25 protein-coding genes and 1 tRNA gene are annotated in these 24,465 nt (G+C 70.0%); 20 read left to right on the forward strand and 6 right to left on the reverse strand.

The features are described 5' to 3' along the window. Window positions 1–27 precede the first annotated feature (27 nt). Entirely contained in the window at window positions 28–558 is a 531-nt protein-coding gene (locus tag ADL12_RS30870; RefSeq protein ID WP_079052372.1) for an SRPBCC family protein, read from the forward strand. A gap of 39 nt (window positions 559–597) precedes the next feature. Beyond that, window positions 598–669, forward strand: a tRNA-Val gene (locus ADL12_RS30875). Between the two features lie 54 nt (window positions 670–723). Here ADL12_RS30875 and ADL12_RS30880 read toward each other — a convergent pair. Next, window positions 724–1,452 carry a 3'-5' exonuclease gene (locus ADL12_RS30880; protein ID WP_062707694.1) on the reverse strand — a complete coding sequence of 243 codons (729 nt, stop codon included), beginning with the start codon at window positions 1,450–1,452 and terminating at the stop codon, window positions 724–726. Window positions 1,453–1,620: 168 nt separating this feature from the next. On the opposite strand from ADL12_RS30880, the gene ADL12_RS30885 reads away from it, so the two are divergent. From ADL12_RS30885 to thrS, 3 genes are all read left to right on the forward strand, one after another. Beyond that, on the forward strand, window positions 1,621–2,187 hold the full coding sequence (locus ADL12_RS30885) for a DUF4365 domain-containing protein (protein ID WP_062707797.1): 567 nt from the start codon (window positions 1,621–1,623) through the stop codon (window positions 2,185–2,187). Further along, window positions 2,184–3,413, forward strand: a complete 1,230-nt coding sequence (locus tag ADL12_RS30890; protein WP_062707696.1) for a hypothetical protein — start codon at window positions 2,184–2,186, stop codon at window positions 3,411–3,413. The genes ADL12_RS30885 and ADL12_RS30890 overlap by 4 nt, the downstream gene beginning before the upstream one ends. Before the next feature lie 249 nt (window positions 3,414–3,662). Further along, window positions 3,663–5,639: a threonine--tRNA ligase gene (gene thrS, locus ADL12_RS30895; RefSeq protein ID WP_062707699.1), complete on the forward strand. Its 1,977-nt coding sequence runs from the start codon at window positions 3,663–3,665 to the stop codon at window positions 5,637–5,639. 101 nt (window positions 5,640–5,740) lie between these two features. Here thrS and ADL12_RS58155 read toward each other — a convergent pair whose 3' ends face one another. Both ADL12_RS58155 and ADL12_RS58160 read right to left on the reverse strand, forming a co-directional pair. After that, a complete protein-coding gene (locus ADL12_RS58155; RefSeq protein WP_341846384.1) occupies window positions 5,741–5,884 on the reverse strand; it encodes a potassium channel family protein in 144 nt (47 codons plus the stop codon). Between the two features lie 48 nt (window positions 5,885–5,932). Beyond that, a complete protein-coding gene (locus ADL12_RS58160; protein ID WP_159053346.1) occupies window positions 5,933–6,163 on the reverse strand; it encodes a hypothetical protein in 231 nt (76 codons plus the stop codon). On the opposite strand from ADL12_RS58160, the gene ADL12_RS30905 reads away from it, so the two are divergent. After that, the gene (locus tag ADL12_RS30905; protein WP_062707703.1) at window positions 6,162–6,710 is read left to right on the forward strand and encodes an HIT family protein; all 549 of its coding nucleotides are present in this window, start codon (window positions 6,162–6,164) and stop codon (window positions 6,708–6,710) included. The genes ADL12_RS58160 and ADL12_RS30905 overlap by 2 nt on opposite strands. Window positions 6,711–6,839: 129 nt before the next feature. Here the strand turns inward: ADL12_RS30905 and ADL12_RS30910 are convergent, their stop codons facing one another. After that, window positions 6,840–8,501, reverse strand: a complete 1,662-nt coding sequence (locus ADL12_RS30910; RefSeq protein ID WP_062707705.1) for a hypothetical protein — start codon at window positions 8,499–8,501, stop codon at window positions 6,840–6,842. A gap of 181 nt (window positions 8,502–8,682) precedes the next feature. Then, window positions 8,683–10,881, reverse strand: coding sequence for an elongation factor G-like protein EF-G2 (locus ADL12_RS30915; protein ID WP_062707708.1), 2,199 nt, complete (start codon window positions 10,879–10,881; stop codon window positions 8,683–8,685). Between the two features lie 218 nt (window positions 10,882–11,099). Here ADL12_RS30915 and pgsA point away from each other — a divergent pair, with 218 nt between their 5' ends. The 7 genes from pgsA (at window position 11,100) to ADL12_RS30950 (ending at window position 17,241) form a co-directional block, all read left to right on the forward strand. Next, window positions 11,100–11,846 (forward strand): phosphatidylinositol phosphate synthase, encoded by a 747-nt coding sequence (pgsA, locus tag ADL12_RS30920; protein WP_063806759.1) that lies wholly within the window; start codon window positions 11,100–11,102, stop codon window positions 11,844–11,846. Beyond that, window positions 11,843–12,769: a phosphatidylinositol mannoside acyltransferase gene (locus tag ADL12_RS30925; protein WP_062707712.1), complete on the forward strand. Its 927-nt coding sequence runs from the start codon at window positions 11,843–11,845 to the stop codon at window positions 12,767–12,769. The genes pgsA and ADL12_RS30925 overlap by 4 nt, the downstream gene beginning before the upstream one ends. Then, window positions 12,766–13,944 carry a glycosyltransferase family 4 protein gene (locus ADL12_RS30930; RefSeq protein ID WP_062707715.1) on the forward strand — a complete coding sequence of 393 codons (1,179 nt, stop codon included), beginning with the start codon at window positions 12,766–12,768 and terminating at the stop codon, window positions 13,942–13,944. The genes ADL12_RS30925 and ADL12_RS30930 overlap by 4 nt, the downstream gene beginning before the upstream one ends. Window positions 13,945–14,219: 275 nt before the next feature. After that, window positions 14,220–14,762, forward strand: coding sequence for a LemA family protein (locus tag ADL12_RS30935; protein WP_062707718.1), 543 nt, complete (start codon window positions 14,220–14,222; stop codon window positions 14,760–14,762). 127 nt (window positions 14,763–14,889) lie between these two features. Then, window positions 14,890–15,795: a pyridoxal 5'-phosphate synthase lyase subunit PdxS gene (gene pdxS, locus ADL12_RS30940; RefSeq protein ID WP_062707721.1), complete on the forward strand. Its 906-nt coding sequence runs from the start codon at window positions 14,890–14,892 to the stop codon at window positions 15,793–15,795. A 36-nt stretch (window positions 15,796–15,831) separates the two neighbouring features. After that, window positions 15,832–16,440: a pyridoxal 5'-phosphate synthase glutaminase subunit PdxT gene (gene pdxT / locus ADL12_RS30945; RefSeq protein WP_062707724.1), complete on the forward strand. Its 609-nt coding sequence runs from the start codon at window positions 15,832–15,834 to the stop codon at window positions 16,438–16,440. Between the two features lie 48 nt (window positions 16,441–16,488). Further along, window positions 16,489–17,241: a YebC/PmpR family DNA-binding transcriptional regulator gene (locus ADL12_RS30950; protein WP_062707727.1), complete on the forward strand. Its 753-nt coding sequence runs from the start codon at window positions 16,489–16,491 to the stop codon at window positions 17,239–17,241. 92 nt (window positions 17,242–17,333) lie between these two features. Here ADL12_RS30950 and ADL12_RS30955 read toward each other — a convergent pair whose 3' ends face one another. Continuing rightward, entirely contained in the window at window positions 17,334–17,639 is a 306-nt protein-coding gene (locus tag ADL12_RS30955) for a hypothetical protein (RefSeq protein WP_062707730.1), read from the reverse strand. A gap of 319 nt (window positions 17,640–17,958) precedes the next feature. On the opposite strand from ADL12_RS30955, the gene ruvC reads away from it, so the two are divergent. The 7 genes from ruvC to ADL12_RS30990 all read left to right on the forward strand — a co-directional run bounded on the left by ruvC (window position 17,959) and on the right by ADL12_RS30990 (window position 24,461). Beyond that, the gene (gene ruvC / locus ADL12_RS30960) at window positions 17,959–18,501 is read left to right on the forward strand and encodes a crossover junction endodeoxyribonuclease RuvC (protein WP_062707733.1); all 543 of its coding nucleotides are present in this window, start codon (window positions 17,959–17,961) and stop codon (window positions 18,499–18,501) included. Then, entirely contained in the window at window positions 18,498–19,103 is a 606-nt protein-coding gene (gene ruvA / locus ADL12_RS30965) for a Holliday junction branch migration protein RuvA (RefSeq protein ID WP_062707735.1), read from the forward strand. The genes ruvC and ruvA overlap by 4 nt, the downstream gene beginning before the upstream one ends. Before the next feature lie 87 nt (window positions 19,104–19,190). Next, complete coding sequence (gene ruvB, locus ADL12_RS30970) at window positions 19,191–20,261, forward strand: Holliday junction branch migration DNA helicase RuvB (RefSeq protein WP_062707738.1); 1,071 nt, start codon at window positions 19,191–19,193, stop codon at window positions 20,259–20,261. Between the two features lie 175 nt (window positions 20,262–20,436). Then, complete coding sequence (gene yajC / locus ADL12_RS30975; protein ID WP_062707741.1) at window positions 20,437–20,934, forward strand: preprotein translocase subunit YajC; 498 nt, start codon at window positions 20,437–20,439, stop codon at window positions 20,932–20,934. A gap of 131 nt (window positions 20,935–21,065) precedes the next feature. Further along, on the forward strand, window positions 21,066–22,805 hold the full coding sequence (gene secD / locus ADL12_RS30980) for a protein translocase subunit SecD (protein WP_062707744.1): 1,740 nt from the start codon (window positions 21,066–21,068) through the stop codon (window positions 22,803–22,805). Window position 22,806: 1 nt separating this feature from the next. Next, the gene (gene secF / locus ADL12_RS30985; protein ID WP_062707747.1) at window positions 22,807–23,925 is read left to right on the forward strand and encodes a protein translocase subunit SecF; all 1,119 of its coding nucleotides are present in this window, start codon (window positions 22,807–22,809) and stop codon (window positions 23,923–23,925) included. After that, entirely contained in the window at window positions 23,922–24,461 is a 540-nt protein-coding gene (locus ADL12_RS30990) for an adenine phosphoribosyltransferase (RefSeq protein WP_062707750.1), read from the forward strand. Before secF ends, ADL12_RS30990 begins: the two co-directional genes overlap by 4 nt. Window positions 24,462–24,465 lie beyond the last annotated feature (4 nt).

The raw sequence follows: 24,465 nt of genomic DNA on the forward strand, positions 1-24,465 counted from the left end.
GCTCCTGGACAGGGGCAGACTCAGGCCATGGACTGGAGCCACTACCGCTTCCGCAGCGTCTGGGCCCTGCCCGCGCCGCCCGCCACCGTCTACGGCCTGCTGGAACAGGCCGAGGACTACCCCCGCTGGTGGCCCCAGGTACGCCAGGTGAACCGGATCGACGACATCACCGGCGTGATCACGATCCGCTCTGCCCTGCCGTACGACATGACCTTCACCGCCCGCGAGGTGCGGCGGGACCCCGAGGCGGGAGTGCTGGAGATCGCCATGTCCGGGGACATCGACGGCTGGGCGCGCTGGACCCTCATGTCGAAGGGCAGCGGGACCATCGCCCGCTACGACCAGGTGGTCGACGTGAACAAGCCGCTGCTGCGGCGTCTCGCCGTACCCGGGCGGCCCGTCTTCCGCGCCAACCACTGGCTGATGATGCGGGCCGGGCGGCGAGGACTGGTGGCGTACTTGGCCGGTGGCCGGCAAGACGGCCATCGAAGCGGCCATGAAGGTGGCGATGAAGGCGGCCATGAACGTGGCCTTGAAGGTGGTCATCAAGCGGTTTGAAGGAAACGCGCGGGGGCCTGTATTGTTCAGTGCGTTCCCGGGCGATTAGCTCAGTGGGAGAGCGCTTCGTTCACACCGAAGAGGTCACTGGTTCGAACCCAGTATCGCCCACCGGGAAAGGCCGGTCCGCAGCAGCGGACCGGCTTTTTTGTACGCCTCGCGCAGCTAGGCGGCTGCCGCCGGCAGGTCCGGCCGTAGGGGCCACGCCGGGTCCACCGCCTCGTCGCTGCCGCTGCGCGCGAACCACGCCTGCAACCCGCGTGCCTGCGCCGCGTGCCACACCGCCTGCAGTGTGTGCAGCTCGGCGGGGGACAGGCGCTCGAGTCGGGCCGCGAAACGGCGCCCCACCGCCCGGACGACCTCCAGCGAGGCCAGCGCGTCGGCCGCCGCGTCGTGCGCGCCGTCCAGCGTGACGCCGTAGTGCGCGCACAGGTCGGTCAGGGTGCGGCGACCCTTGCGATAGCGGTCCAGATGCTTGTCCAGGACGCGCGGATCGAGCACCAGCAAGGGCGTCCTCTCGAACCAGTGGTCCAGCGACGAGGCCCGATGGCGACGCAACTCGCGGTCCAGCAGCGTCAGATCGAACGGCGCGTTCATCACCACGAGCGGCCGGGCCGCCGCGGCCTGTCCGGCCAACTCCTCGGCTATCTCATGCATCACCGGCGCCGGCCAACGGCCGTTGCGCTGGAGATGCTCCTCCGTCAGTCCGTGCACCGCCGTCGCCGCCTCCGGCACCGGCACACCCGGGTTCACCAGCCACCGGGTCACCCGCGGCCGGGTGCCCGGGGCGTCCTGGACGACGACGGCCGCCGAAACAATCCGGTCGGTCTCGACGTCCACGCCTGTCGTCTCCGTGTCGAATGCCGCCAGCGGGCCTTCATACCAGCACGCCATACCTACACAACCCCTCGTTCACCCTTGGCAGCTGACGCACCGTCTTCTGCCCGTTTGGTGATACCCGGGCCGTTTGCGCCGTACGCCGGGAGGACACAACAGGAGTGCGGGTCCATGCAGTTCAGCGGCCCGCCACGGGGATTCACCTGGCGTGGAAGGCTGTTCGTCATGGCGATAGCGCAGCCCGAGCGGGGCGGGCTGCTGCCCGAACGAACGGGCCCTCATCGCGGTTCACTCGCCACTACCGCCTGCATGGAGACACTGCAGGTGGGCTATCTGCACGCCGTGGCGGCGGCCGCCGGGTGCTCCCTGTCGCAGCCGTTTCCGGACAACGGCATCGACTGGCACGTCAGCCACAGCGCGCCCGGCCACACGGTCGACGACGAGGTCACCATAAAGGTGCAGCTCAAGGCCACATACCAGCTCGCGCCGAACCCGCCCGGCCGGTTCTTCTCCTTCACGCTCGACAACGACCACCTGGCGAAGCTCGCCCGCACCCCGGTCTCGGTGCACAAGATCCTGGTCGTGATGATCGTTCCTCGTTCGCAGGAGCAGTGGCTGCGCGCCGGCCACGACCGGCTCGATCTGCGCCACTGCTGCTACTGGGTCAACCTGGCCGGCCACGCGATCACCGGCAGGCGCCGGACCAGCGTGCGGATACCGACCTCACGCATCTTCGACGACCGGGCCCTCTGCGAGATCATGACGCGGGTCGGGACGGGAGGCAGACCATGACGCACCGCCCCCTGGAGGAACCGGTAAGGCCAGTCCGGCCGCACCCCGTCGACGCGGCCTGGGACCGTCCCCCCGAGCCCGGCGAGGTCGACCCCGCCGTGCTCAGCGCCCTGCTGCACCGGCACGGCTGGCAGCGGCGCGGGGGAGCGGCCGGGCGCTACGGCCGCTGGACCCCGCCCGGACCGGGCGGCAACGGCACCAGCCTGCTCGTCCCCGAGTCCCGTGCCTTTCCCGACAGCGACGACCTGCTCGGCGAGGCGCTCATCGCCCTCTCCCGCAGCGGCATGCCCTCCGCGCGCGAGGTGCTGGTCGGGCTCGCCGTGCCGAGCGACGAGGTCCGCTGGTGGCGGGACGCGCCCAGCGGGCCGGCCGGGGCCGCGCCCTGGACCGTCGAGGAGGAGCTGCGCACCGCCGCCCGCCAGATGCTCCTCGCCGCGGCGCTCGCCACGCGCGCGCGTGCCGGCTACTACGGCGCCCGGCACCGCCGCTCGGCCGCCTCGATGCTGGAGAGCGTCCTGGTCGGCTCCGCGTCCGGCGGCCGCGGCCTCACCGCCTTCGTGTCCGTCGGCACGGCCCGCCCACTCGCCGTACGCCTCCACCAGGCCCTCTACGCCGCCCGCGAGGCCATCGACTACCAGCGGGCCACCGGCGGCATGGACGCCTTCGACGGCGCCGTCGAGGCGGGCGTCAGCCGCGAGCTCACCGAGGCCCTGATCGCCCTGGTCCGCGGTACGGAGGGCGCGCGCATCGCCGTCGAGTGGGCGCCCGCGGCCGGGGTGCCCGAGGACTGCGCGGCCGGTGTCGAGCCCGTCGAGTTCTCGCCGGGTGACCTGCCCGTGCTGCGTGAGGCCGGGGCCCGCTATCTGCGCGAGGAGCCGTCCGTGCCGGTGCGGATCACCGGTGCGGTCGTACGCATGCGCAGGTCGGGGCCGCGCGGGGAGGGCACCGTACGGCTGCGTGTCCTCGCCGGCGCCGAGATTCCGCACGTCCGGCTGACGCTGGACGAGGAGGCGTACCGCATCGCCGGGCACGCGCACCTCGTCGGGCTGCCGGTGCGGGTGCACGGGCGGCTGGAGAGCCGCGGCGGCTTCCGGAAGGTCACCGGGGCCTCGGGGGTCGTACCCGTGCAGGTGGACGAGGCCGAGCGGGACCGGCTGATGAAGTCGCTCCAGGAGGACCTGGACTTCTTCGAGGAGGCGTGCGGCGGGGAGGACGCCGGGGACTGACGGGGGCCCTGTGCGGGGCAGTTACGGTTCGGCAGCGCCCCGAAGGGGCGCGGGGCTGTATCACTGTGCGGCTCCGCCGCGTGGGCGCGACCAGCCACGACGAAGCCGCAGACGACCGACGGCCCATCACGGCACTCCTGGCGGAGCGCCTACGTGACCGTTTCGCGGTCGGCCGTCCGGGGTCGGTACGATCGCGTAATGCGCGCGCTCCTGGTATGGCGCCGCCCCACCTTCAGTCAGGAGAGACCGGTGTCAGACGTCCGTGTGATCATCCAACGCGATTCCGAGCGGGAAGAGCGCGTGGTGACGACGGGCACTACGGCCGCCGACCTCTTCGTCGGCGAGCGCTCGATCATCGCCGCGCGCGTGGGCGGCGAGCTCAAGGACCTGTCGTACGTGCTCTCCGACGGCGAGGAGGTCGAGGGCGTCGAGATCTCCTCCGAGGACGGTCTGGGCATCCTGCGCCACTCCACCGCGCACGTGATGGCGCAGGCCGTGCAGGAGCTCTTCCCCGAGGCCAAGCTGGGCATCGGCCCGCCCGTCAAGGACGGCTTCTACTACGACTTCGACGTCGAGAAGCCGTTCACGCCCGAAGATCTCAAGGCCATCGAGAAGAAGATGCAGGAGATCCAGAAGCGGGGCCAGAAGTTCGCCCGCCGCGTCGTCACCGACGAGGCCGCTCGCGAGGAGCTCGCCGCCGAGCCCTACAAGCTGGAGCTGATCGGCCTCAAGGGCGCCGCGTCCAGCGACGACGGCGCGGACGTCGAGGTCGGCGCCGGTGAGCTGACGATCTACGACAACCTGGACGCCAAGACCGGCGAGCTGTGCTGGAAGGACCTCTGCCGCGGTCCGCACCTGCCGTCGACCCGCGCGATCCCGGCGTTCAAGCTGATGCGCAACGCGGCCGCCTACTGGCGCGGCAGCGAGAAGAACCCGATGCTCCAGCGCATCTACGGCACCGCCTGGCCGTCCAAGGACGAGCTGAAGGCGCACCTGGACTTCCTCGCCGAGGCCGAGAAGCGCGACCACCGCAAGCTGGGCAACGAGCTCGACCTGTTCTCCATCCCCGAGCAGATCGGTTCCGGTCTTGCCGTCTTCCACCCCAAGGGCGGCATCGTCCGTCGCGTGATGGAGGACTACTCGCGCCGGCGGCACGAGGAAGAGGGCTACGAGTTCGTCTACACCCCGCACGCGACGAAGGGGAAGCTCTTCGAGACGTCGGGCCACCTGGACTGGTACGCCGAGGGCATGTACCCGCCCATGCAGCTCGACGAGGGCGTGGACTACTACCTCAAGCCCATGAACTGCCCGATGCACAACCTGATCTTCGACGCGCGCGGGCGTTCGTACCGTGAACTGCCGCTGCGCCTCTTCGAGTTCGGGACCGTGTACCGGTACGAGAAGTCGGGCGTCGTGCACGGCCTCACCCGCGCGCGTGGCTTCACGCAGGACGACGCGCACATCTACTGCACGCGCGAGCAGATGTCGGACGAGCTCGACAGGACGCTCACCTTCGTCCTCGGCCTGCTCCGCGACTACGGCCTGACCGACTTCTACCTGGAGCTGTCCACCAAGGACCCGGAGAAGTTCGTCGGCTCCGACGAGGTCTGGGAGGAGGCGACGGAGACGCTGCGCCAGGTCGCCGAGAAGCAGGGCCTGCCGCTGGTTCCGGACCCGGGTGGCGCCGCCTTCTACGGGCCGAAGATCTCCGTCCAGGCCAAGGACGCCATCGGCCGGACCTGGCAGATGTCGACCATCCAGCTCGACTTCAACCTGCCCGAGCGCTTCGACCTGGAGTACACCTCCGCGGACGGCTCCAAGCAGCGCCCGGTCATGATCCACCGTGCGCTGTTCGGCTCCATCGAGCGGTTCTTCGCCGTGCTCCTGGAGCACTACGCGGGCGCCTTCCCGGCGTGGCTGGCCCCGGTCCAGGCGATCGGCATCCCGATCGGCGACGGGCACGTGGACTACCTGGAGAAGTTCGCCGCGGCCGCGAAGAAGAAGGGGCTGCGCGTCGAGGTCGACTCGTCCTCCGACCGTATGCAGAAGAAGATCCGCAACGCCCAGAAGCAGAAGGTGCCCTTCATGGTCATCGCGGGCGACGAGGACATGGCCAACAACGCCGTCTCCTTCCGCTACCGCGACGGCTCGCAGGAGAACGGCATCCCGTTCGACGCGGCCATTGCGAAGATCGCGACGGTGGTCGAGGAGCGGGCGCAGGTCTGACGCTCGTAGGTGACGAAGGCCCTTGGGGAGTTCAGCTCCCGGGGGCCTTTCGTCGTCCTCGCGGGAGAAGGCCTGCAGGAGCCACGAGGCGAACGGGCCGCTCACGGCGCCGAGCAGGCCCAGGTCCACGGCCGTGATCCCGACGGCGACCAGCCGCCCGCGCGCGGTGACGGGGTGATGTCGCCGTAGCCGACCGTGGCGAGGGTCGAGCACGTCCACCACACGGCGTCCCCGAAGGTCCGCATGGTCGCGCCCGGCGCCCCGCGCCCCTGTGCGTAGATGGCCAGGGGGGCTCACGCGCGCGTGCAGGGAGAGCCGACGGCGAGCAGCGCCCAGGCGGCAAACGTCAGCGCGAGGCAGAGGTCGAGCACGGACTCCGGCAGATGACCATGGCCCAGCACGCGGACCGCGTACGAGGCGAGAAAGATCAGTGACGCGACGAAGAGGGCGGCCTCGGTGTGCCGCAATCGGGTGCGAGCCCCGGCGACACGCCGCGAACGGACGAAGCCATATGCTGCACGCATGACGAGTGAGCCGGAGCAGCAGTGGGGAGTGGGGATCCAGGACGCGTTCCAGCGCCTGTGGACGCCCCATCGGATGGCCTACATCCAGGGTGAGAACAAGCCGACCGGTCCCGGCGCGGACGACGGCTGCCCCTTCTGCTCCATCCCGGCCAAGTCCGACGAGGACGGGCTGGTCGTCAAGCGCGGGGAGCAGGTGTACGCGGTCCTCAACCTGTACCCGTACAACGGCGGCCACCTGATGGTCGTGCCCTACCGCCACGTCGCCGACTACACCGACCTCACCGAGCCGGAGACCATCGAGCTCGCCGCTCTGACCAAGCAGGCGATGACGGCTCTGCGGACCGCTTCCGGCGCCCACGGCTTCAACATCGGCATGAACCAGGGCTCGGTCGCCGGCGCCGGCATCGCGGCCCACCTCCACCAGCACATCGTCCCGCGCTGGGGCGGCGACACGAACTTCATGCCGGTGGTGGGCCACACGCGGGTGCTGCCGCAGCTGCTGGCGGACACGCGCAAGATGCTGGCGGAGGCCTGGCCGACGTCTTGAGGCCGACGGTGCCGTGATCAGCCTGTCCGGCGTTTGAGGACGAGGCCGTTCAGGCCGAAGGGGGTCTGGGGGCGCAGCCCCCAGGGACGGCCGCCCAGACCCACCTCACGCGGCTCGACCGCCGGAGGCCTACGCGTCGTACACGTCCGCCTTCCGCGGCGCCACATCCTGCACGGCCGTGCTCAGGAACGCCGAGCGGGTACCGAACTTCTCCGTGTCCACGCCGTTCTCGTCCAGCACCTTGATCGCCGCGGCATGCACCACCCGCAGCACCGGCGTAGCGGCGCGCAGCGCGTCGTCGGCCATGAAGCGGTGCCGCCACGGCTGATCCGCCCACGCGTGCCGGAGCCCGAACGGCTCGGGCAGACCTATCGTCCCGCCGAGCCAGTTCAGCAGCGGCGGATACCAGGAGATCGGTGCGCGGACCGCCAGCCGTACCACCTCGTCGGTGTTGACCAGCGGAAGCTTCACCTTCCGGGTCTCCCACGGCTTGAACGACTTGGTGACCTCCTTGGTCGGCGCCTCGGGCTTCTCCTGGAAGAGCCCGTTCACGGGGCCGAGGGCATGGCCGGTCACCTCGATGCGCAGCGTCTCGTGCAGCACGGTCACCGTGATCAGCATCGTAATGATCAACTGCCCGTCCCACAGCGTCCACTGGACGCCCAGGTAGTGCCGGTCACCGCTGCCGAACTGCTGCTTGTTGCAGATGTCCTGTATGGCGTGCGACTTGACCTGGTACGCGTCGACGTCCGTGCCCTCCGGCCGGGACACCGCCTTCGCGCCCTCGGCGATCGGCGTGACGACCCAGTGCCGTATCGCCGGCTTGGGGAAACCACCGGTGTTCAGCGGACCGCGCTCCAGCATGCGCAGCTGGTCATGGATCGCGCGGATGACGTCCCAGCTGCGGAAGGGGTGGATCTCCCGGTCGGCGTTGGCCGGAACGAGGTTCTCGGCCAGCTGCCAGCTGCCCCAGCGGGTGCCCATGCCGAGTATCCCCTTGGGCCCGGCGTAGAACACGGAGTTGGACTGCTGCTCGGCGCTCAGCTTGGCGAGGGACTGGCGCAGCTGCTCGGCCTGTGTCTCGGTGGGACTGGTCGGCACTGCCTCCGGCACCTTCGCGCCGACGCTGCTGCCGGCCAGCAGGCTGTCCCACCGCCCCCGCAGGTCCTTCGCCGTGCGCTCGCAGATCTGCTTGGCCCAGAACCAGCCGACCACCGGCATAAGGACCGAGGCCCGCGCATACGAGGCCCAGAAACCGGTGAACGGCATGCGGAGAAGGAAGAACACGGCGAGCGCGCCCGCCGCGACGAGCAACACCGAGGCGAGGGCGCCGCCGCGCTTCGCGTCCCGCTTGACGATGGTGGTGCGCAGCGTGAAGACCAGCAGCCAGACCAGGAGGCCGGGCAGAAACAGCACGCCGCAGATCACCATGACGGCGCTGAGCATCCGGTCGCGGGCCTTGCGGATGTTGTTGGCGGCCAGACAGTGCTCGACGACGACCTGCGGCTCGGTGCCGAAGGACTGGATCAGGGGCTTGCGGCCGCTTCCGAGCATGCGGTCGACCACCGCCCGCGAGAAGGCCTCACCCAGGTTGGGCCGGAAGATCTTCGCCCAGCCGCGGCCTGCCTTGACGTCGGTCTGGTGCCATTCGTTGTCGGCCTTCTTGATGTCCTCGAATGGATTGTCCCGGTAGGCCGCCGAGGCCAGCGCGAACGTCGCCGTCTGTCCCTCGCCGGCCGTGCGCGGCACCTGCGGACCGAAGATGTCCGCGTAACCGCTCTCAACGGTCATTCCCGCCCCCGATCGCCGCACTGTCGTTTCTGCGGCCTTCCCGACTTCCGTACTGCGCACACCTGTTGATCAATGATGAGCGTATCCCTCGCCACTGACAATCGTCGGCGGACGGCCGAAGCCGCCCGCCGACGCGGAGGGGAGCGTTCCGCAAAAGCCACTTGGTGGCGCCGGGCGCGAACTACGAGGCGTCGCGCGCCTCTTCACGAATCCTTTCCGCGACCTGCGGCGGCATCGGTTCGTGCCGCGCGTACGAGCGGTTGAAGCGTGCGGTGCCGTGCGACAGCGACCTCAGATCGACGGCGTACCGGCCGATCTCGATCTCGGGCACCTCGGCCTTGATGAGCGTGCGGCCACCGCTGGTCTGCTCGGTGCCGAGGACGCGGCCGCGCCGCCCGGACAGGTCGCTCATCACGGCGCCGACGTAGTCGTCGCCGACCAGGACGGACACCTCGGCCACCGGCTCCAGCAGATGGATCTTCGTGTCGGCCGCGGCCTCGCGCAGCGCGAGCGCGCCTGCCGTCTGGAACGCGGCGTCGGAGGAGTCCACCGAGTGTGCCTTGCCGTCGAGCAGCGTGATCCGGATGTCGACGAGCGGATGCCCGGCCGCAACTCCCTTGGCCGCCTGGGCCCTGACGCCCTTCTCCACCGACGGGATGAACTGCCGCGGCACCGCACCGCCGACGACCTTGTCCACGAACTCGATGCCCGAGCCGCCCGGCAGCGGCTCCACCTCGATCTCGCAGATCGCGTACTGCCCGTGCCCGCCGGACTGCTTCACATGCCGCCCGCGGCCCGCCGACTTGTTCGCGAACGTCTCCCGTAGGGAGACCTTGTGCGGCACGACGTCGACCTGGACCCCGTAGCGGCTGCGCAGCCGTTCGAGGGCGACGTCCGCATGCGCCTCGCCCAGGCACCACAGCACCACCTGGTGGGTGTTCTGGTTCTGTTCGAGTCGCATCGTCGGATCCTCGGCGACCAGCCGGGACAGACCCTGCGACAGCTTGTCCTCGTCCGCCTTGCTGTGCGCCTGGATGGCGAGCGGCAGCAGTGGGTCGGGCATCTGCCACGGCTCCATCAGGAGCGGGTCGTCCTTGGCCGACAGCGTGTCGCCGGTCTCCGCGCGGCTCAGCTTCGCCACGCATGCCAGGTCGCCGGCGATGGCGTGCGTGAGCGTCCGCTGCTGCTTGCCGAACGGCGCGGACAGGGCACCGATCCGCTCGTCGACGTCGTGATCCTCGTGCCCGCGGTCGGCCAGCCCGTGCCCGGAGACATGGACCGTCGCGTCGGGGCGCAGGGTGCCCGAGAAGACGCGCACCAACGACACCCGGCCGACGTACGGGTCGGACGCCGTCTTCACGACCTCCGCGACCAGCGGCCCGTTCGGGTCGCACAGCTTCAGCTCGCGCGGCTTGCCGTCGACCGTGGTGACCCGCGGCGCCTCGCGCTCCAGCGGGGTCGGGAAGCCCCGCGTGATCAGCTCCAGCACCTCGACCGTGCCCAGTCCCTGCCGGGCACCGTCGGTGGCCGGCGCGGCGGCCAGGACGGGGAAGAACGCGCCGCGCGCGACGGCTCGCTCCAGGTCCTCGATCAGCGTCTTGACGTCGATCTCCTCGCCGCCCAGGTACCGGTCCATGAGGGTCTCGTCCTCGCTCTCCGCGATGATCCCCTCGATCAGCCGGTTACGGGCCTCCTCGAGCTCGGGCAACTGGTCCTCGCCCGGCTCGGACCCCTTGCGCTCCCCGGTGGAGTAGTCGAACAGCTGCTGCGACAACAGCCCGATCAGGCCGGTCACGGGCGCGTGCCCGTCCGGGCCCTGCGGACCGTGCAGCGGCAGATACAGCGGGAGCACGGCGTCGGGGTCGTCCCCGCCGAAGGCCTCCGCGCAGATCCGCGTCATCTCCTCGTAGTCGGCCCGCGCCGCCTCCAGGTGCGTGATGACGATCGCGCGCGGCATGCCGACGGCCGCGCACTCCTCCCACACCATGCGGGTCGAGCCGTCCACGCCGTCCGAGGCGGAGACGACGAAAAGGGCCGCGTCCGCCGCTCGCAGACCGGCCCTGAGTTCCCCGACGAAGTCGGCGTATCCGGGGGTGTCCAGAAGGTTGACCTTGATGCCGTCCCATTCGACCGGCACCAGGGAGAGCTGCACCGAGCGTTGCTGCCGGTGCTCGATCTCGTCGTAGTCGGAGACGGTGCCGCCGTCCTCCACGCGGCCCGCCCGGTTCACCGCCCCTGCGGTGAGCGCGAGAGCTTCCACCAGAGTCGTCTTGCCCGATCCGGAGTGGCCGACCAGCACCACATTCCGTACGGACGCGGGGTGGTCGGCCGCTGTAGCCCTGCCGGCGGCTCCGGGGTGTGCGTTCGCCTTGTCGCCCATGATCCTGCCTCCCGTGCACGGTGAGGTCACTGTGGGCGCGGACATACGGATCCGCGTGCGATGGCGGCTCCGATGACGCCCGCGGTTCTTCGAGCTTTCCACTCCCGTCACGGTGCGTCCATACGGCGGACGTGATCGCGCCGTCCGGCTCCGGTGGACCGGGCCGCCAGACCCCTGTATGAGTGCCCGGCGGTCGCCCGCACGCGCGCGTGGCTACGATGGGCCAGCCGGTGGCCAGCAGGGGCCATGCGGCGACACCGACCCTCGGGAAGGCCATGCTGAACAAGTACGCGCGTGCATTCTTCACGCGTGTCCTCACACCGTTCGCCGCGTTTCTGATCCGGCGGGGCGTGAGCCCCGACACCGTCACGCTCATCGGCACCGCCGGTGTGGTCGCGGGCGCGCTGGTCTTCTACCCCATGGGCGAGTTCTTCTGGGGCACGGTCGTGATCACACTCTTCGTGTTCTCCGACCTCGTCGACGGAAACATGGCCCGCCAGCTCGGCCGCTCCAGCCGCTGGGGCGCCTTCCTGGACTCCACGCTCGACCGGGTCGCCGACGGCGCGATCTTCGGCGGCTTCATCCTCTGGTACGCCGGTGGGGGCGACGACCTCGTCCTGTGCGCCGTGTCGATCTTCTGCCTGGCCAGCGGCCAGGTGGTGTCGTACACCAAGGCCCGTGGCGAATCGATCGGCCTGCCGGTCGCGGTCAACGGCCTCGTCGAGCGCGCGGAGCGCCTGGTCATCTCGCTGGTCGCGGCCGGTTTCGCGGGCCTGCACAAGTTCGGGGTACCCGGCATCCAGTACCTGCTGCCCGTCGCCCTGTGGATCGTCGCCGTCGGCAGCCTCGTCACGCTGATCCAGCGGGTCGTCACGGTCCGTCGCGAGTCGGCGGAGGCGGAGGAGGCGGCCGCCGCGCAGGAGAAGCCGCAGAACGCCTCTCAAGGGAGCGAGGCAGCCAAGTGAGTGCCCAGGAGCGGCTCACGGACGCGCTGTACGGCCTCGGCTGGGGCACCGTCAAGAAGCTCCCCGAGCCGGTCTCCGTACGGCTTGGCCGCAGCATCGCCGACCTCGCCTGGAAGCAGCGGGGCAAGGGCGTGCAGCGCCTGGAGAGCAACTACGCGCGCGTGGTGCCCGACGCGAGCCCCGAGCGCCTGGCCGAGCTCTCCCGCGCGGGCATGCGGTCGTACCTGCGCTACTGGATGGAGTCCTTCCGGCTGCCCGCCTGGAGCGCCGAACGCGTCAAGGGCGGCTTCGATCCCAAGGACATCCACCACCTGACCGACGGCCTGGCCGCCGGCAACGGCGTGATCCTCGCCCTGCCGCACCTGGCCAACTGGGACCTCGCGGGCGCCTGGGTCACCACCAAGCTTCAGACCCCGTTCACCACGGTCGCCGAGCGCCTCAAGCCCGAGACGCTGTACGACCGTTTCGTCGCCTACCGCGAGGGCCTCGGCATGGAGGTCCTGCCGCACAGCGGCGGCACCGCGTTCGGCACTCTGGCCCGCAGGCTGCGCGACGGCGGCCTGGTCTGCCTGGTCTCCGACCGTGACCTGTCGGCGTCCGGCGTCGAGGTCGAGTTCTTCGGCGACACGGCCCGCATGCCCGCCGGACCGGCGTTGCTGGCCCAGCAGACCGGGGCGCTGCTGCTCCCCGTCACGCTCTGGTACGACGACTCACCGGTGATGCAGGGGCGTGTGCATCCCCCGATCGAGGTGCCCGAGACAGGTACCCGGGCCGAGAAGACGTCTGTCATGACACAGGCGCTGGCCGACGCCTTCGCCACGGGGATCGCCGAACATCCGGAGGACTGGCACATGCTCCAGCGCTTGTGGCTTGCTGACCTCGAACCACGACCAGCTGACGGCCCGGCCGGGGAGCGCCCGTGAAGATCGGGATCGTCTGCCCATACTCCTGGGACGTGCCGGGCGGCGTTCAGTTCCACATCCGCGACCTCGCCGAGTACTTCATCCGGCTCGGCCACGAGGTGTCCGTCCTGGCCCCGGCCGACGACGACACCCCGCTCCCGCCGTACGTGGTCTCGGCGGGTCGCGCCGTCCCGGTCCCGTACAACGGCTCGGTCGCCCGCCTGAACTTCGGCTTCCTCTCGGCGGCCCGGGTACGCCGCTGGCTGCACGACGGCGAGTTCGACGTGGTCCACATCCACGAGCCTGCCTCGCCGTCGCTCGGTCTGCTGACCTGCTGGGCGGCACAGGGCCCGATGGTTGCCACGTTCCACACCTCCAACCCCCGCTCCAAGGCGATGATCGCCGCGTACTCGATCCTCCAGGCGGCCCTGGAGAAGATCAGCGCCCGCATCGCGGTGAGCGAGTACGCCCGCCGCACGCTGGTCGAACACCTGGGCGGCGACGCGGTGGTGATCCCCAACGGCGTCGACGTCGAGTTCTTCGCCAAGGCCGAGCCCAACCCCGAGTGGCAGGGCGGCACGATCGGCTTCATCGGCCGCATCGACGAGCCCCGCAAGGGCCTGCCGGTGCTGATGGGGGCCCTGCCCAAGATCCTCGCCGCCCGCCCGCAGACCAGGCTGCTCGTGGCGGGCCGCGGCGACGAGAAAGAGGCGGTCGAGTCGCTGCCCAAGGAGCTCCGCTCCCGCGTCGAGTTCCTCGGCATGATCAGCGACGAGGACAAGGCCCGTTTCCTGCGCAGCGTCGACCTGTACGTCGCGCCCAACACCGGCGGCGAGAGCTTCGGGATCATCCTGGTCGAGGCGATGTCGGCCGGCGCCCCGGTCCTCGCCTCGGACCTGGACGCCTTCGCCCAGGTCCTCGACCAGGGCGCGGCAGGCGAACTCTTCACCAACGAGGACGCCGACGCCCTGGCCGAGGCAGCGGTACGCCTCCTGGAGGACCCGGCCCGGCTGGCGGAGCTGCGGGAGCGGGGGAGCGTGCATGTACGCCGCTTCGACTGGTCGACCGTCGGGGCGGACATCCTGTCGGTCTACGAGACGGTGACGGCGGGCGCGGCAGCGGTGGCCGCGGATGAGAGGGCCGGGGGCGGCGGGGGGAGTGGCCTGCGGGCTCGGCTGGGATTGGCGCGGGACTGACGCCGACGGGTGTGAGAGGCCCTCTGGAGCGGTGCAGGGGCTTCGCCTCTGGGACGCCGGTCTGTCCATTTCAGCCCGTCCGGCGTTTGAGGACGAGGCCCGTTCAGGGCCGAAGCGGGGGTCTGGGGGCCGCAGGCCCCCAGGGCGGGGTCGAAGGGGCGGCAGCCCCTGGGGATGGGACGGGTAGGGGCGGCGGGGGCGAGAATCACCCGACGGCCACGCCACCACAGCCCCGCACGGCACTCGGCTGACCCCGCGCCGCTAGTCTGCCGCCCGTGACCGCAACCCTGATCTGGATCCTCGTAGCCCTCGTCGCGATCGGCCTCTACCTGAGCTGGACCGCGGGCCGCCTCGACCGGTTGCACGCCAGAATCGACGCGGCGCGCGCCGCCCTCGACGCACAGCTGCTGCGCCGCGCCTCGGTGGCCCAGGAACTGGCCACCTCCGGCGTACTGGATCCGGCCGCGTCGATCGTCCTGTACGAGGCCGCCCACGCCGCCCGCCAGGCGGAGGAGGAGCAGCGGGAGGTCGCCGAGAGCGACCTGAGCCAGGCGTTGCGTGCCGTGTTCGCCGAGGCCCAGCAGGTGCAGGCGGTACGGGAGGCGCCCGGGGGAGAGGAGGCGGCCCGCGAGCTGACCGAGGCGATCCGCCGGGTACCGATGGCCCGCCGCTTCCACAACGACGCCGTACGGGCGGCACGGGCACTGCGCAGGCACCGCAAGGTCCGCTGGTTCCGCCTGGCGGGCCACGCCCCGTTCCCGATGGCCTTCGAGATGGACGACGAGCCGCCCGTGGCACTGGTCGACAGGGCCGCCTGACCAGCGCGTCCGCGCCCACAGGCCGGAAAAGGATCCACTGGCTTCTCATTGGCCCTTGCTGTGGACTGGTCCACTCCCGTTTCCTCGGTGCTTGCAGTAACCCTCTTTTCACCGAGTGAGGTCATCCGTGTCCACTTCCGAAAACCAGGCTCCCGAGACCGGCACCGCGCGCGTGAAGCGCGGCATGGCCGAACAGCTCAAGGGCGGCGTGATCATGGACGTCGTCACGCCGGAGCAGGCCAAGATCGCCGAGGACGCGGGCGCCGTCGCCGTCATGGCGCTGGAGCGGGTCCCCGCCGACATCCGCAAGGACGGCGGCGTGGCCCGGATGTCCGACCCGGACATGATCGAGGGCATCATCGACGCCGTGTCCATCCCGGTCATGGCCAAGTCGCGCATCGGCCACTTCGTCGAGGCCCAGGTCCTGCAGTCCCTCGGCGTCGACTACATCGACGAGTCCGAGGTCCTCACCCCGGCCGACGAGGTCAACCACTCCGACAAGTGGTCCTTCACGACGCCCTTCGTCTGCGGTGCCACCAACCTGGGCGAGGCCCTGCGCCGTATCGCCGAGGGCGCCGCGATGATCCGCTCGAAGGGCGAGGCCGGCACCGGCAACGTCGTCGAGGCCGTCCGCCACCTGCGCCAGATCAAGAACGAGATCGCCAAGCTGCGCGGCTTCGACAACCACGAGCTGTACGCCGCCGCCAAGGAGCTGCGAGCCCCGTACGAGCTGGTCAAGGAAGTCTCCGAGCTCGGCAAGCTCCCGGTGGTCCTGTTCTCCGCCGGTGGTGTCGCCACCCCGGCCGACGCCGCACTGATGCGCCAGCTCGGCGCCGAGGGCGTCTTCGTCGGCTCCGGCATCTTCAAGTCCGGCGACCCGGCCAAGCGCGCCGCCGCCATCGTCAAGGCGACCACCTTCTACGACGACCCGAAGATCATCGCGGACGCGTCCCGCAACCTCGGCGAGGCCATGGTCGGCATCAACTGCGACACCCTCCCCGAGACCGAGCGCTACGCCAACCGCGGCTGGTAAGCACCCCTCCAGCATCCCTCCAAGGACTGCACGTACATGACTGACGCACCCGTCATAGGCGTCCTGGCCCTCCAGGGCGACGTACGGGAGCACCTCATCGCCCTGGCCGCGGCTGACGCCGTGGCCAGGCCGGTGCGGCGCCCCGAAGAGCTCGCCGAGATCGACGGCCTCGTCATCCCCGGCGGCGAGTCCACGACCATCTCCAAGCTGGCTGTTCTCTTCGGCGTGATGGAGCCGCTCCGCGCGCGCGTGCAGGACGGCATGCCCGTCTACGGCACCTGCGCCGGCATGATCATGCTCGCCGACAAGATCCTTGACCCGCGCTCGGGCCAGGAGACGATCGGCGGCATCGACATGATCGTGCGCCGCAACGCCTTCGGCCGGCAGAACGAGTCCTTCGAGGCGGCGGTCGACGTGAAGGGCGTCGAGGGCGATCCTGTGGAGGGCGTCTTCATCCGCGCCCCCTGGGTCGAGTCCGTCGGCGCCGAGGCCGAGGTCCTCGCCGAGCACGACGGCCACATCGTCGCGGTTCGCCAGGGCAACGCGCTGGCCACGTCGTTCCACCCGGAACTGACCGGCGACCACCGTGTGCACGGCCTGTTCGTCGACATGGTGCGCGCGAACCGGACAGCGGAGTCCTTGTAGGATCTCTGGCGTTCGTTCATAGATGGGTTACGCGAAGGAGACAGGCAGATGTCCGGCCACTCTAAATGGGCCACGACGAAGCACAAGAAGGCCGTGATCGACGCCAAGCGCGGCAAGCTCTTCGCGAAGCTGATCAAGAACATCGAGGTCGCGGCGCGCATGGGCGGCGTGGACCTCGAAGGAAACCCGACGCTCTACGACGCCGTGCAGAAGGCGAAGAAGCAGTCGGTTCCGAACAAGAACATCGACTCCGCGATCAAGCGCGGCGGCGGTCTCGAGGCCGGCGGTGCCGACTACGAGACGATCATGTACGAGGGCTACGGCCCGAACGGCGTCGCGGTGCTCATCGAGTGCCTCACCGACAACCGCAACCGCGCGGCCTCCGACGTCCGCGTCGCCATGACCCGCAACGGCGGCAACATGGCCGACCCCGGCTCCGTGTCGTACATGTTCAGCCGCAAGGGCGTCGTCATCGTCCCCAAAGGCGAGCTGACCGAGGACGACGTCCTCACCGCCGTCCTGGACGCGGGCGCCGAGGAGGTCAACGACCTCGGTGAGTCCTTCGAGGTCATCAGCGAGGCCACCGACCTGGTCGCGGTCCGTACCGCCCTCCAGGAGGCCGGCATCGACTACGACTCCGCCGACTCCAGCTTCGTGCCGTCCGTCCAGGTAGAGCTGGACGAGGAAGGCGCCAAGAAGATCTTCAAGCTGATCGACGCGCTCGAGGACAGCGACGACGTCCAGAACGTCTTCGCCAACTTCGACGTCAGCGACGAGATCATGGAGAAGGTCGACGCCTGAGCGCCGGGGAGTCCGGCCAAGACATGAGAAGGGCCCGCCGAAGGAGACTTCGGCGGGCCCTTCTCATGTGTGGTCCTGCGTCAGGAGACCGTTCAGCCGCTGACGCTCTTGAGGTCGCCGGTGTGCTTCATGCTGCCCTTGCCGTCGGCCTTGACGGTGTCGGCCTTCATGTAGTCGACCGCGCCGTCCTTCCACCAGATGTTGATGGTGGCCTTGTGGTTGCAGATGTTGTGGTAGTAGACGGTGGTGGTCGAAACACCGTCGCCCCACGAGTAGTTGAAGCAGCCGCTGCGGCCCTCGTGCTTCGCCTTGGTGGCCGCCTGCGCGGGAGTCGCCACGGCCACACCCGCCAGCAGGACGGACGCGGTCACGGCAGCAGCCTTCGCGATGTTGCGCATGGAATCCCCGGTTCTTTTGTGCAAGTGGTCGACGCGAACGTTCCGTTCGCGACAACGCGGACGGTGGTCTGCCGTCCGCGACGCTTGGGAAGCTATAAGCGATCAAGTGTGCGAAGCAACGGAGAACGATCGCCACTGCCCTGCTTTCTGATGACATGTCGCTAATACCATGCCACCGGACCATGATCCTTTGCCTTCCCTTTGATCTTGCTCTGGGCCCCCGTCCGGCCGGCGTCGCGTTGTCGGTGCCGCCGGATAGCCTGGCTGCGCAGGACGGACAGGGAACTGAACACGTGGACGAGGGAAGCGAAGGAGTCAGGTGCGCGTACTCGGTGTGGACCCCGGACTGACCCGGTGCGGCGTCGGTGTCGTCGAGGGCGTCGCCGGACGCCCGTTGACGATGCGCGGCGTCGGCGTCGTCCGCACGCCTCCGGATGCGGACCTGGGCCACCGCCTCGTCGCCATCGAGCAGGGCATCGAAGCCTGGCTGGACGAGCACCAGCCCGAATTCGTCGCCGTGGAACGCGTGTTCAGCCAGCACAACGTCCGTACGGTGATGGGCACCGCCCAGGCCAGCGCGGTCGCCATGCTGTGCGCCGCCCGCCGTGGCATCCCCGTCGCGCTGCACACCCCCAGCGAGGTCAAGGCCGCCGTCACCGGCAGCGGCCGCGCCGACAAGGCACAGGTGGGCGCCATGGTCACCCGCCTGCTCCGGCTCGACGCACCGCCCAAGCCGGCCGACGCCGCCGATGCCCTCGCGCTCGCCATCTGCCACATCTGGCGCGCACCCGCGCAGAACCGACTCCAGCAGGCCGTCGCCCTGCACTCAGCCAAGGCTTCATCGAAAGGCCGTCTCGCATGATCGCGTTCGTCAGCGGCCCGGTCGCCGCCCTCGCCCCCGACTCCGCTGTGGTGGAGGTGGGCGGGATCGGCATCGCGGTCCAGTGCACGCCGAACACCCTCTCGGGCCTGCGGATGGGCCAGCAGACCAAGCTGGCCACCTCCCTCGTCGTCCGCGAGGACTCGCTGACCCTCTACGGCTTCCCGGACGACGACGAGCGCCAGATCTTCGAACTGCTGCAGACCGCGAGCGGCGTCGGCCCACGCCTCGCCCAGGCCATGCTGGCGGTCCACACGCCGGACGCCCTGCGCCGAGCTGTCTCCACCGGCGACGAGAAGGCACTCATCGCCGTTCCCGGCATCGGCAAGAAGGGCGCCCAGAAGCTGCTCCTGGAACTGAAGGACCGCCTCGGCGAACCGCTCGGCGCACCTTCCGTCGGCACACCGGTCACTCAAGGCTGGCGCGATCAGCTGCACGCCGCCCTGATCGGCCTCGGGTACGCGACCCGCGAGGCCGACGAGGCCGTGTCCGCCGTAGCCCCGCAGGCAGAAGCGGCCGGGGGCACGCCCCAGGTCGGCCAGTTGCTGAAGGCGGCCCTGCAGACCCTCAACAGAGCGCGCTGATCGACAGCCCTGACGACACCGGCGTACGACAGAATCTGCCTACCGGCCCCTCCTCCGACACCCACCGCGACCCCCGAGGCACACTCCATGAACTGGGACGACACGACCGACACCCCCGCCGCCGAGCGGCTCGTCGGTGCGTCCGCCGACCGTGAGGACCAGGCCGTCGAGGCCGCCCTGCGCCCCAAGGACCTGGACGAGTTCATCGGTCAGGAGAAGGTCCGCGAGCAGCTCGACCTCGTCCTGCGCGCCGCACGCGCGCGTGGCGCCACCGCCGACCACGTTCTGCTCTCCGGTGCCCCGGGCCTCGGCAAGACCACCCTCTCCATGATCATCGCGGCCGAGATGGGCGCCCCCATCCGCATCACGTCCGGCCCCGCCATCCAGCACGCCGGCGACCTCGCCGCGATCCTCTCCTCCCTCCAGGAGGGCGAGGTCCTCTTCCTCGACGAGATCCACCGCATGTCCCGGCCCGCCGAGGAGATGCTCTACATGGCGATGGAGGACTTCCGCGTCGACGTCATCGTCGGCAAGGGCCCCGGCGCCACCGCCATCCCGCTCGAGCTCCCGCCGTTCACCCTGGTCGGCGCCACCACGCGCGCCGGTCTGCTGCCGCCCCCGCTGCGCGACCGCTTCGGCTTCACCGCGCACATGGAGTTCTACGAGCCGACCGAGCTGGAGCGCGTCATCCACCGCTCGGCGAGCCTGCTCGACGTCGAGATCGAGACCGACGGCGCCGCCGAGATCGCCGGCCGCTCCCGAGGCACGCCCCGCATCGCCAACCGCCTGCTGCGCCGCGTCCGCGACTACGCCCAGGTCAAGGCCGACGGGATCATCACCAGGGACATCGCGGGGGCCGCCCTCGCCGTCTACGAGGTCGACGCCCGAGGCCTCGACCGGCTCGACCGCGGCGTCCTGGAGGCCCTGCTGAAGCTGTTCGGCGGCGGCCCGGTCGGCCTGTCCACGCTCGCGGTGGCGGTGGGGGAGGAGCGCGAGACCGTCGAGGAGGTCGCCGAGCCCTTCCTCGTCCGGGAGGGCCTGCTCGCCCGCACTCCGCGTGGTCGTGTCGCCACCCCCGCGGCCTGGGCGCATCTCGGCCTCACGCCGCCCCGCTCGCAAGCTGCGGGAAACGGACAACAGGACCTGTTCGGGGCGTGATGGCGCGGTGACGGCGAGGGCAGTGGCCGGAGCAGGAACCCCGGTGCCATGCTGAGCGTTGTTCCATGCATGCGGACTCGCTTAGACTCCGCCGATGCCGCCTTTGTCGGCGGCACACATACCCCCAACCATCAGGCCGCTCACCATCGCGGTCGTGTGAAGGAAGTACCGACCCGTGAGTCTCGTGACCCTCCTCCCGTTCATCGTGCTCATCGGGGCCATGTTCCTGATGACCCGGTCGGCCAAGAAGAAGCAGCAGCAGGCGGCCGACATGCGGAACCAAATGCAGCCCGGCAGCGGCGTCCGCACCATCGGGGGCATGTACGCGACGGTCAAGGAGGTCAGTGACGACACGGTCCTCCTTGACGCCGGCCCGGGCGTGGAGCTCCTCTTCGCCAAGAACGCGATCGGTGCCGTCCTCTCCGACGACGAGTACAACCGCATCGTGCACGGCATCGAGCACGACCTGAAGTCCGACGTCGTCCCGGACGACGCCTCCTCCCTCACCGAGACCGACGAGACCGCCGCCGACGCTGCCGCCGCCTCCGACGACAAGCCCGTCGACCTCGGCAAGAAGGACGAGGCCGAGGAGCCGTCCGACGACGCCGTGGCCGCCGACGCGAAGACGGACGGCGAGCAGAAGAAGACCGACGGCGAGTCCGACGCGAAGTAGCCGTGTCCCGGGGCGCGCGGGTGATGCCTGCGCGCCCTGGAACATGCGGATCTCGCAGCGGATCCCGACAACAGTCATGGCCGCTCGCCCCCTGACCTGGCGCGAGGCGGCCCGAGAGGGAGTACGAGAAGGTGGCAGCACCTAAGAAGGGCCGCAACGCGAGCGCCCAGAGCAGGCCAGGGCGCTCGCTGGCCCTCATCCTGATCGCCATCGTGGGCCTCACGGCGGGGATGTTCGCCACGGGGCAGACCACGCCGCGGCTGGGCATCGACCTGGCCGGCGGCACGAGCATCACGCTCCGCGCGGTCACCGAGCCGGGCCAGGAATCCGCGATCAACAAGACCAACATGGACACCGCGGTCGAGATCATGAACCGCCGTGTCAATGGTCTCGGTGTCTCGGAGAGCGAGGTTCAGACCCAGGGCACGAAGAACATCATCGTCAACATCCCCAAGGGCACCAACTCCAAGCAGGCCCGCGATCAGGTCGGCACCACCGCGAAGCTGTACTTCCGCCCGGTGCTCGTCACCGAGATCTCCGGCGCCGCCGCGACGCCCAGTCCCTCGCCGAGCGCCTCCGCGAGCTCCTCGGGCGGGGCGACCGACAAGGCGACCTCCTCGTCCTCTCCCTCGGGCACCCCGTCGGCGACCTCCACCACGCAGGGCCGTGCGGTCACCGACGCCCTGAAGGCGGACCCCACGCCGTCCACGAGCGCCTCCACCAGCGCCTCCCCGTCCCCGAGCAGCAGCTCCGACGCCGCCACGAGCAAACTCGAAGCGCAGTACGCCGCGCTCAACTGTGTGAACGACAAGGCCCGCGCCGACGCCGGCAAGGGCGCCAAGCCCACCGATCCCACGGTGGCCTGCGGCAAGAACTCGTCCGACCAGTGGCAGAAGTACATCCTCGGCCCGGCCGAGGTCGACGGCACCGACGTCAAGAAGGCCCAGGCCGTCTTCAACACGCAGACCGGCGCCGGCTGGACCGTGACCATGGACTTCACGTCCGAGGGCACCAAGAAGTTCGGCGACATCACCGGCAAGCTGGCCAAGAACCAGCAGCCGCAGAACCAGTTCGCCATCGTCCTGGACGGCGACGTCATCTCCGACCCGTCCGTCAACGAGGCCCTGACCGGCGGCAACGCGGAGATCTCCGGCAACTTCACCCAGGAGTCCGCCCAGAGCCTCGCCAACATGCTGTCCTACGGCGCCCTGCCGCTGACCTTCAAGGAGGACAGCGTCACCACGGTGACCGCCGCGCTCGGCGGCGAGCAGTTGCAAGCCGGTCTGATCGCCGGCGCGATCGGTCTCGCCCTGGTCATCCTCTACCTGGTCGTCTACTACCGGGGCCTCGCGCTCATCGCCGTCGCCTCGCTGCTGGTCTCGGCCGCCCTCACCTACGTGATCATGTCCCTGCTCGGCCCGGCCATCGGCTTCGCGCTGAACCTCCCGGCCGTCTGTGGTGCCATCGTCGCCATCGGCATCACAGCGGACTCCTTCATCGTGTACTTCGAACGCGTCCGCGACGAGATCCGCGAGGGCCGCACGCTGCGCCCCGCCGTCGAGCGGGCCTGGCCGCGCGCCCGGCGCACCATCCTGGTCTCCGACTTCGTGTCCTTCCTGGCCGCCGCGGTGCTGTTCGTCGTCACCGTCGGCAAGGTCCAGGGCTTCGCGTTCACGCTCGGCCTGACCACCCTGCTCGACGTGGTCGTGGTGTTCCTGTTCACCAAGCCGCTGCTGACGATCATGGCCCGCAGCAAGTTCTTCGGCAGCGGCCACAGCTGGTCCGGCCTCGATCCCAAGCGACTGGGAGTCCAGCCGCCGCTGCGCCGCACCCGCCGTCCCTCCGCCCCCGTCGAGACGAAGGAGGCGTGAGATGTCGAAGCTCGGCAACCTCGGCGCCCGACTGCACCGTGGCGAAGTCGGCTACGACTTCGTCGGCAACCGCAAGATCTGGTACGGCATCTCCATCCTGATCACCATCACGGCCATCGTCGGCCTGGCGGTGCGCGGCCTGAACATGGGCATCGAGTTCCAGGGCGGAGCGGTCTTCACCACCCCGGCGAAGACCGCCGCCTCGGTCTCCCAGGCGGAGAAGTACGCGGAGGAGGCGTCCGGCCACGACGCCATCGTCCAGAAGCTCGGCAACGGCAGCCTGCGCATCCAGGTCGCGGGCATCGACACCAACCAGGCCGACAGGGTCTCGGCGGAGCTCGCCAAGGACCTCGGCGTCGCCGAGAAGGACGTCACCGGCGAGCTCGTCGGCCCCAGCTGGGGTGAGCAGATCGCCAACAAGGCCTGGCAGGGCCTCGGGATCTTCCTGGTCCTGGTGGTGATCTATCTGGCGATCGCGTTCGAGTGGCGCATGGCACTCGCCGCGTTCGTCGCGCTGATCCACGACATCACCATCACGGTCGGCATCTACGCCCTCGTCGGCTTCGAAGTCACACCAGGCACGGTGATCGGTCTGCTGACGATCCTCGGTTACTCGCTCTACGACACGGTCGTCGTCTTCGACAGCCTCAAGGAGCAGACGAGGGACATCACCAAGCAGACCCGCTGGACCTACAGCGACATCGCCAACCGCTCGATCAACAGCACCCTGGTCCGCTCCGTCAACACCACGGTGGTCGCACTGCTGCCGGTGGCGGGCCTGCTGTTCATCGGTGGCGGTTTCCTCGGCGCCGGCATGCTCAACGACATCTCGCTGTCGCTGTTCGTCGGCCTCGCGGCCGGTGCGTACTCCTCGATCTTCATCGCCACGCCGCTCGTCGCCGACCTCAAGGAGCACGAGCCGCAGATGAAGGCCCTGAAGAAGCGGGTGCTCGCCAAGCGGGCCCAGGCCGCCGCACAGGGCGAGTCCCCGAGCGCCGCGGTCACCGACGAGCCGCTCGGCGACGACCGTGAGGACGCCGCCCCCGCGGTCGTCGGTCCCCGCGACCAGCCCGTCTCTCGCAGCCGGGGCCGCGGCCGACCCTCGGGGAAGCGCCGATGACCGACATCAAGGAGCTCCTGCTCAGCCGTATCCGTGACGTGGCGGACTATCCGGAGCCGGGCGTGATGTTCAAGGACATCACCCCGCTCCTGGCGGACCCGGCGGCGTTCACTGCGCTCACCGACGCGCTGGCCGAGATCGCCGCGCACACCGACGCCACGAAGATCGTCGGCCTCGAGGCCCGAGGCTTCATCCTCGGCGCCCCCGTCGCCGTCCGCGCGGGCATCGGCTTCATCCCGGTACGCAAGGCGGGCAAGCTCCCCGGGGCGACGCTCAGTCAGGCGTACGACCTGGAGTACGGCTCGGCCGAGATCGAGGTGCACGCCGAGGACCTGACCGCGGGCGACCGCGTCCTGGTCATCGACGACGTCCTCGCGACCGGCGGCACGGCCGAGGCCTCGATAGAGCTGATCCGCAGGGCCGGCGCCGAGGTGGCCGGCCTGGCGATCCTGATGGAACTGGGCTTCCTGGGCGGCCGAGCCCGCCTGGAGCCGTCCCTGGCAGGAGCCCCACTGGAAGCACTGCTGGTGGTCTGAGCGC

This window comes from Streptomyces regalis, assembly GCF_001509475.1.
GTDB lineage: Bacteria > Actinomycetota > Actinomycetes > Streptomycetales > Streptomycetaceae > Streptomyces > Streptomyces regalis.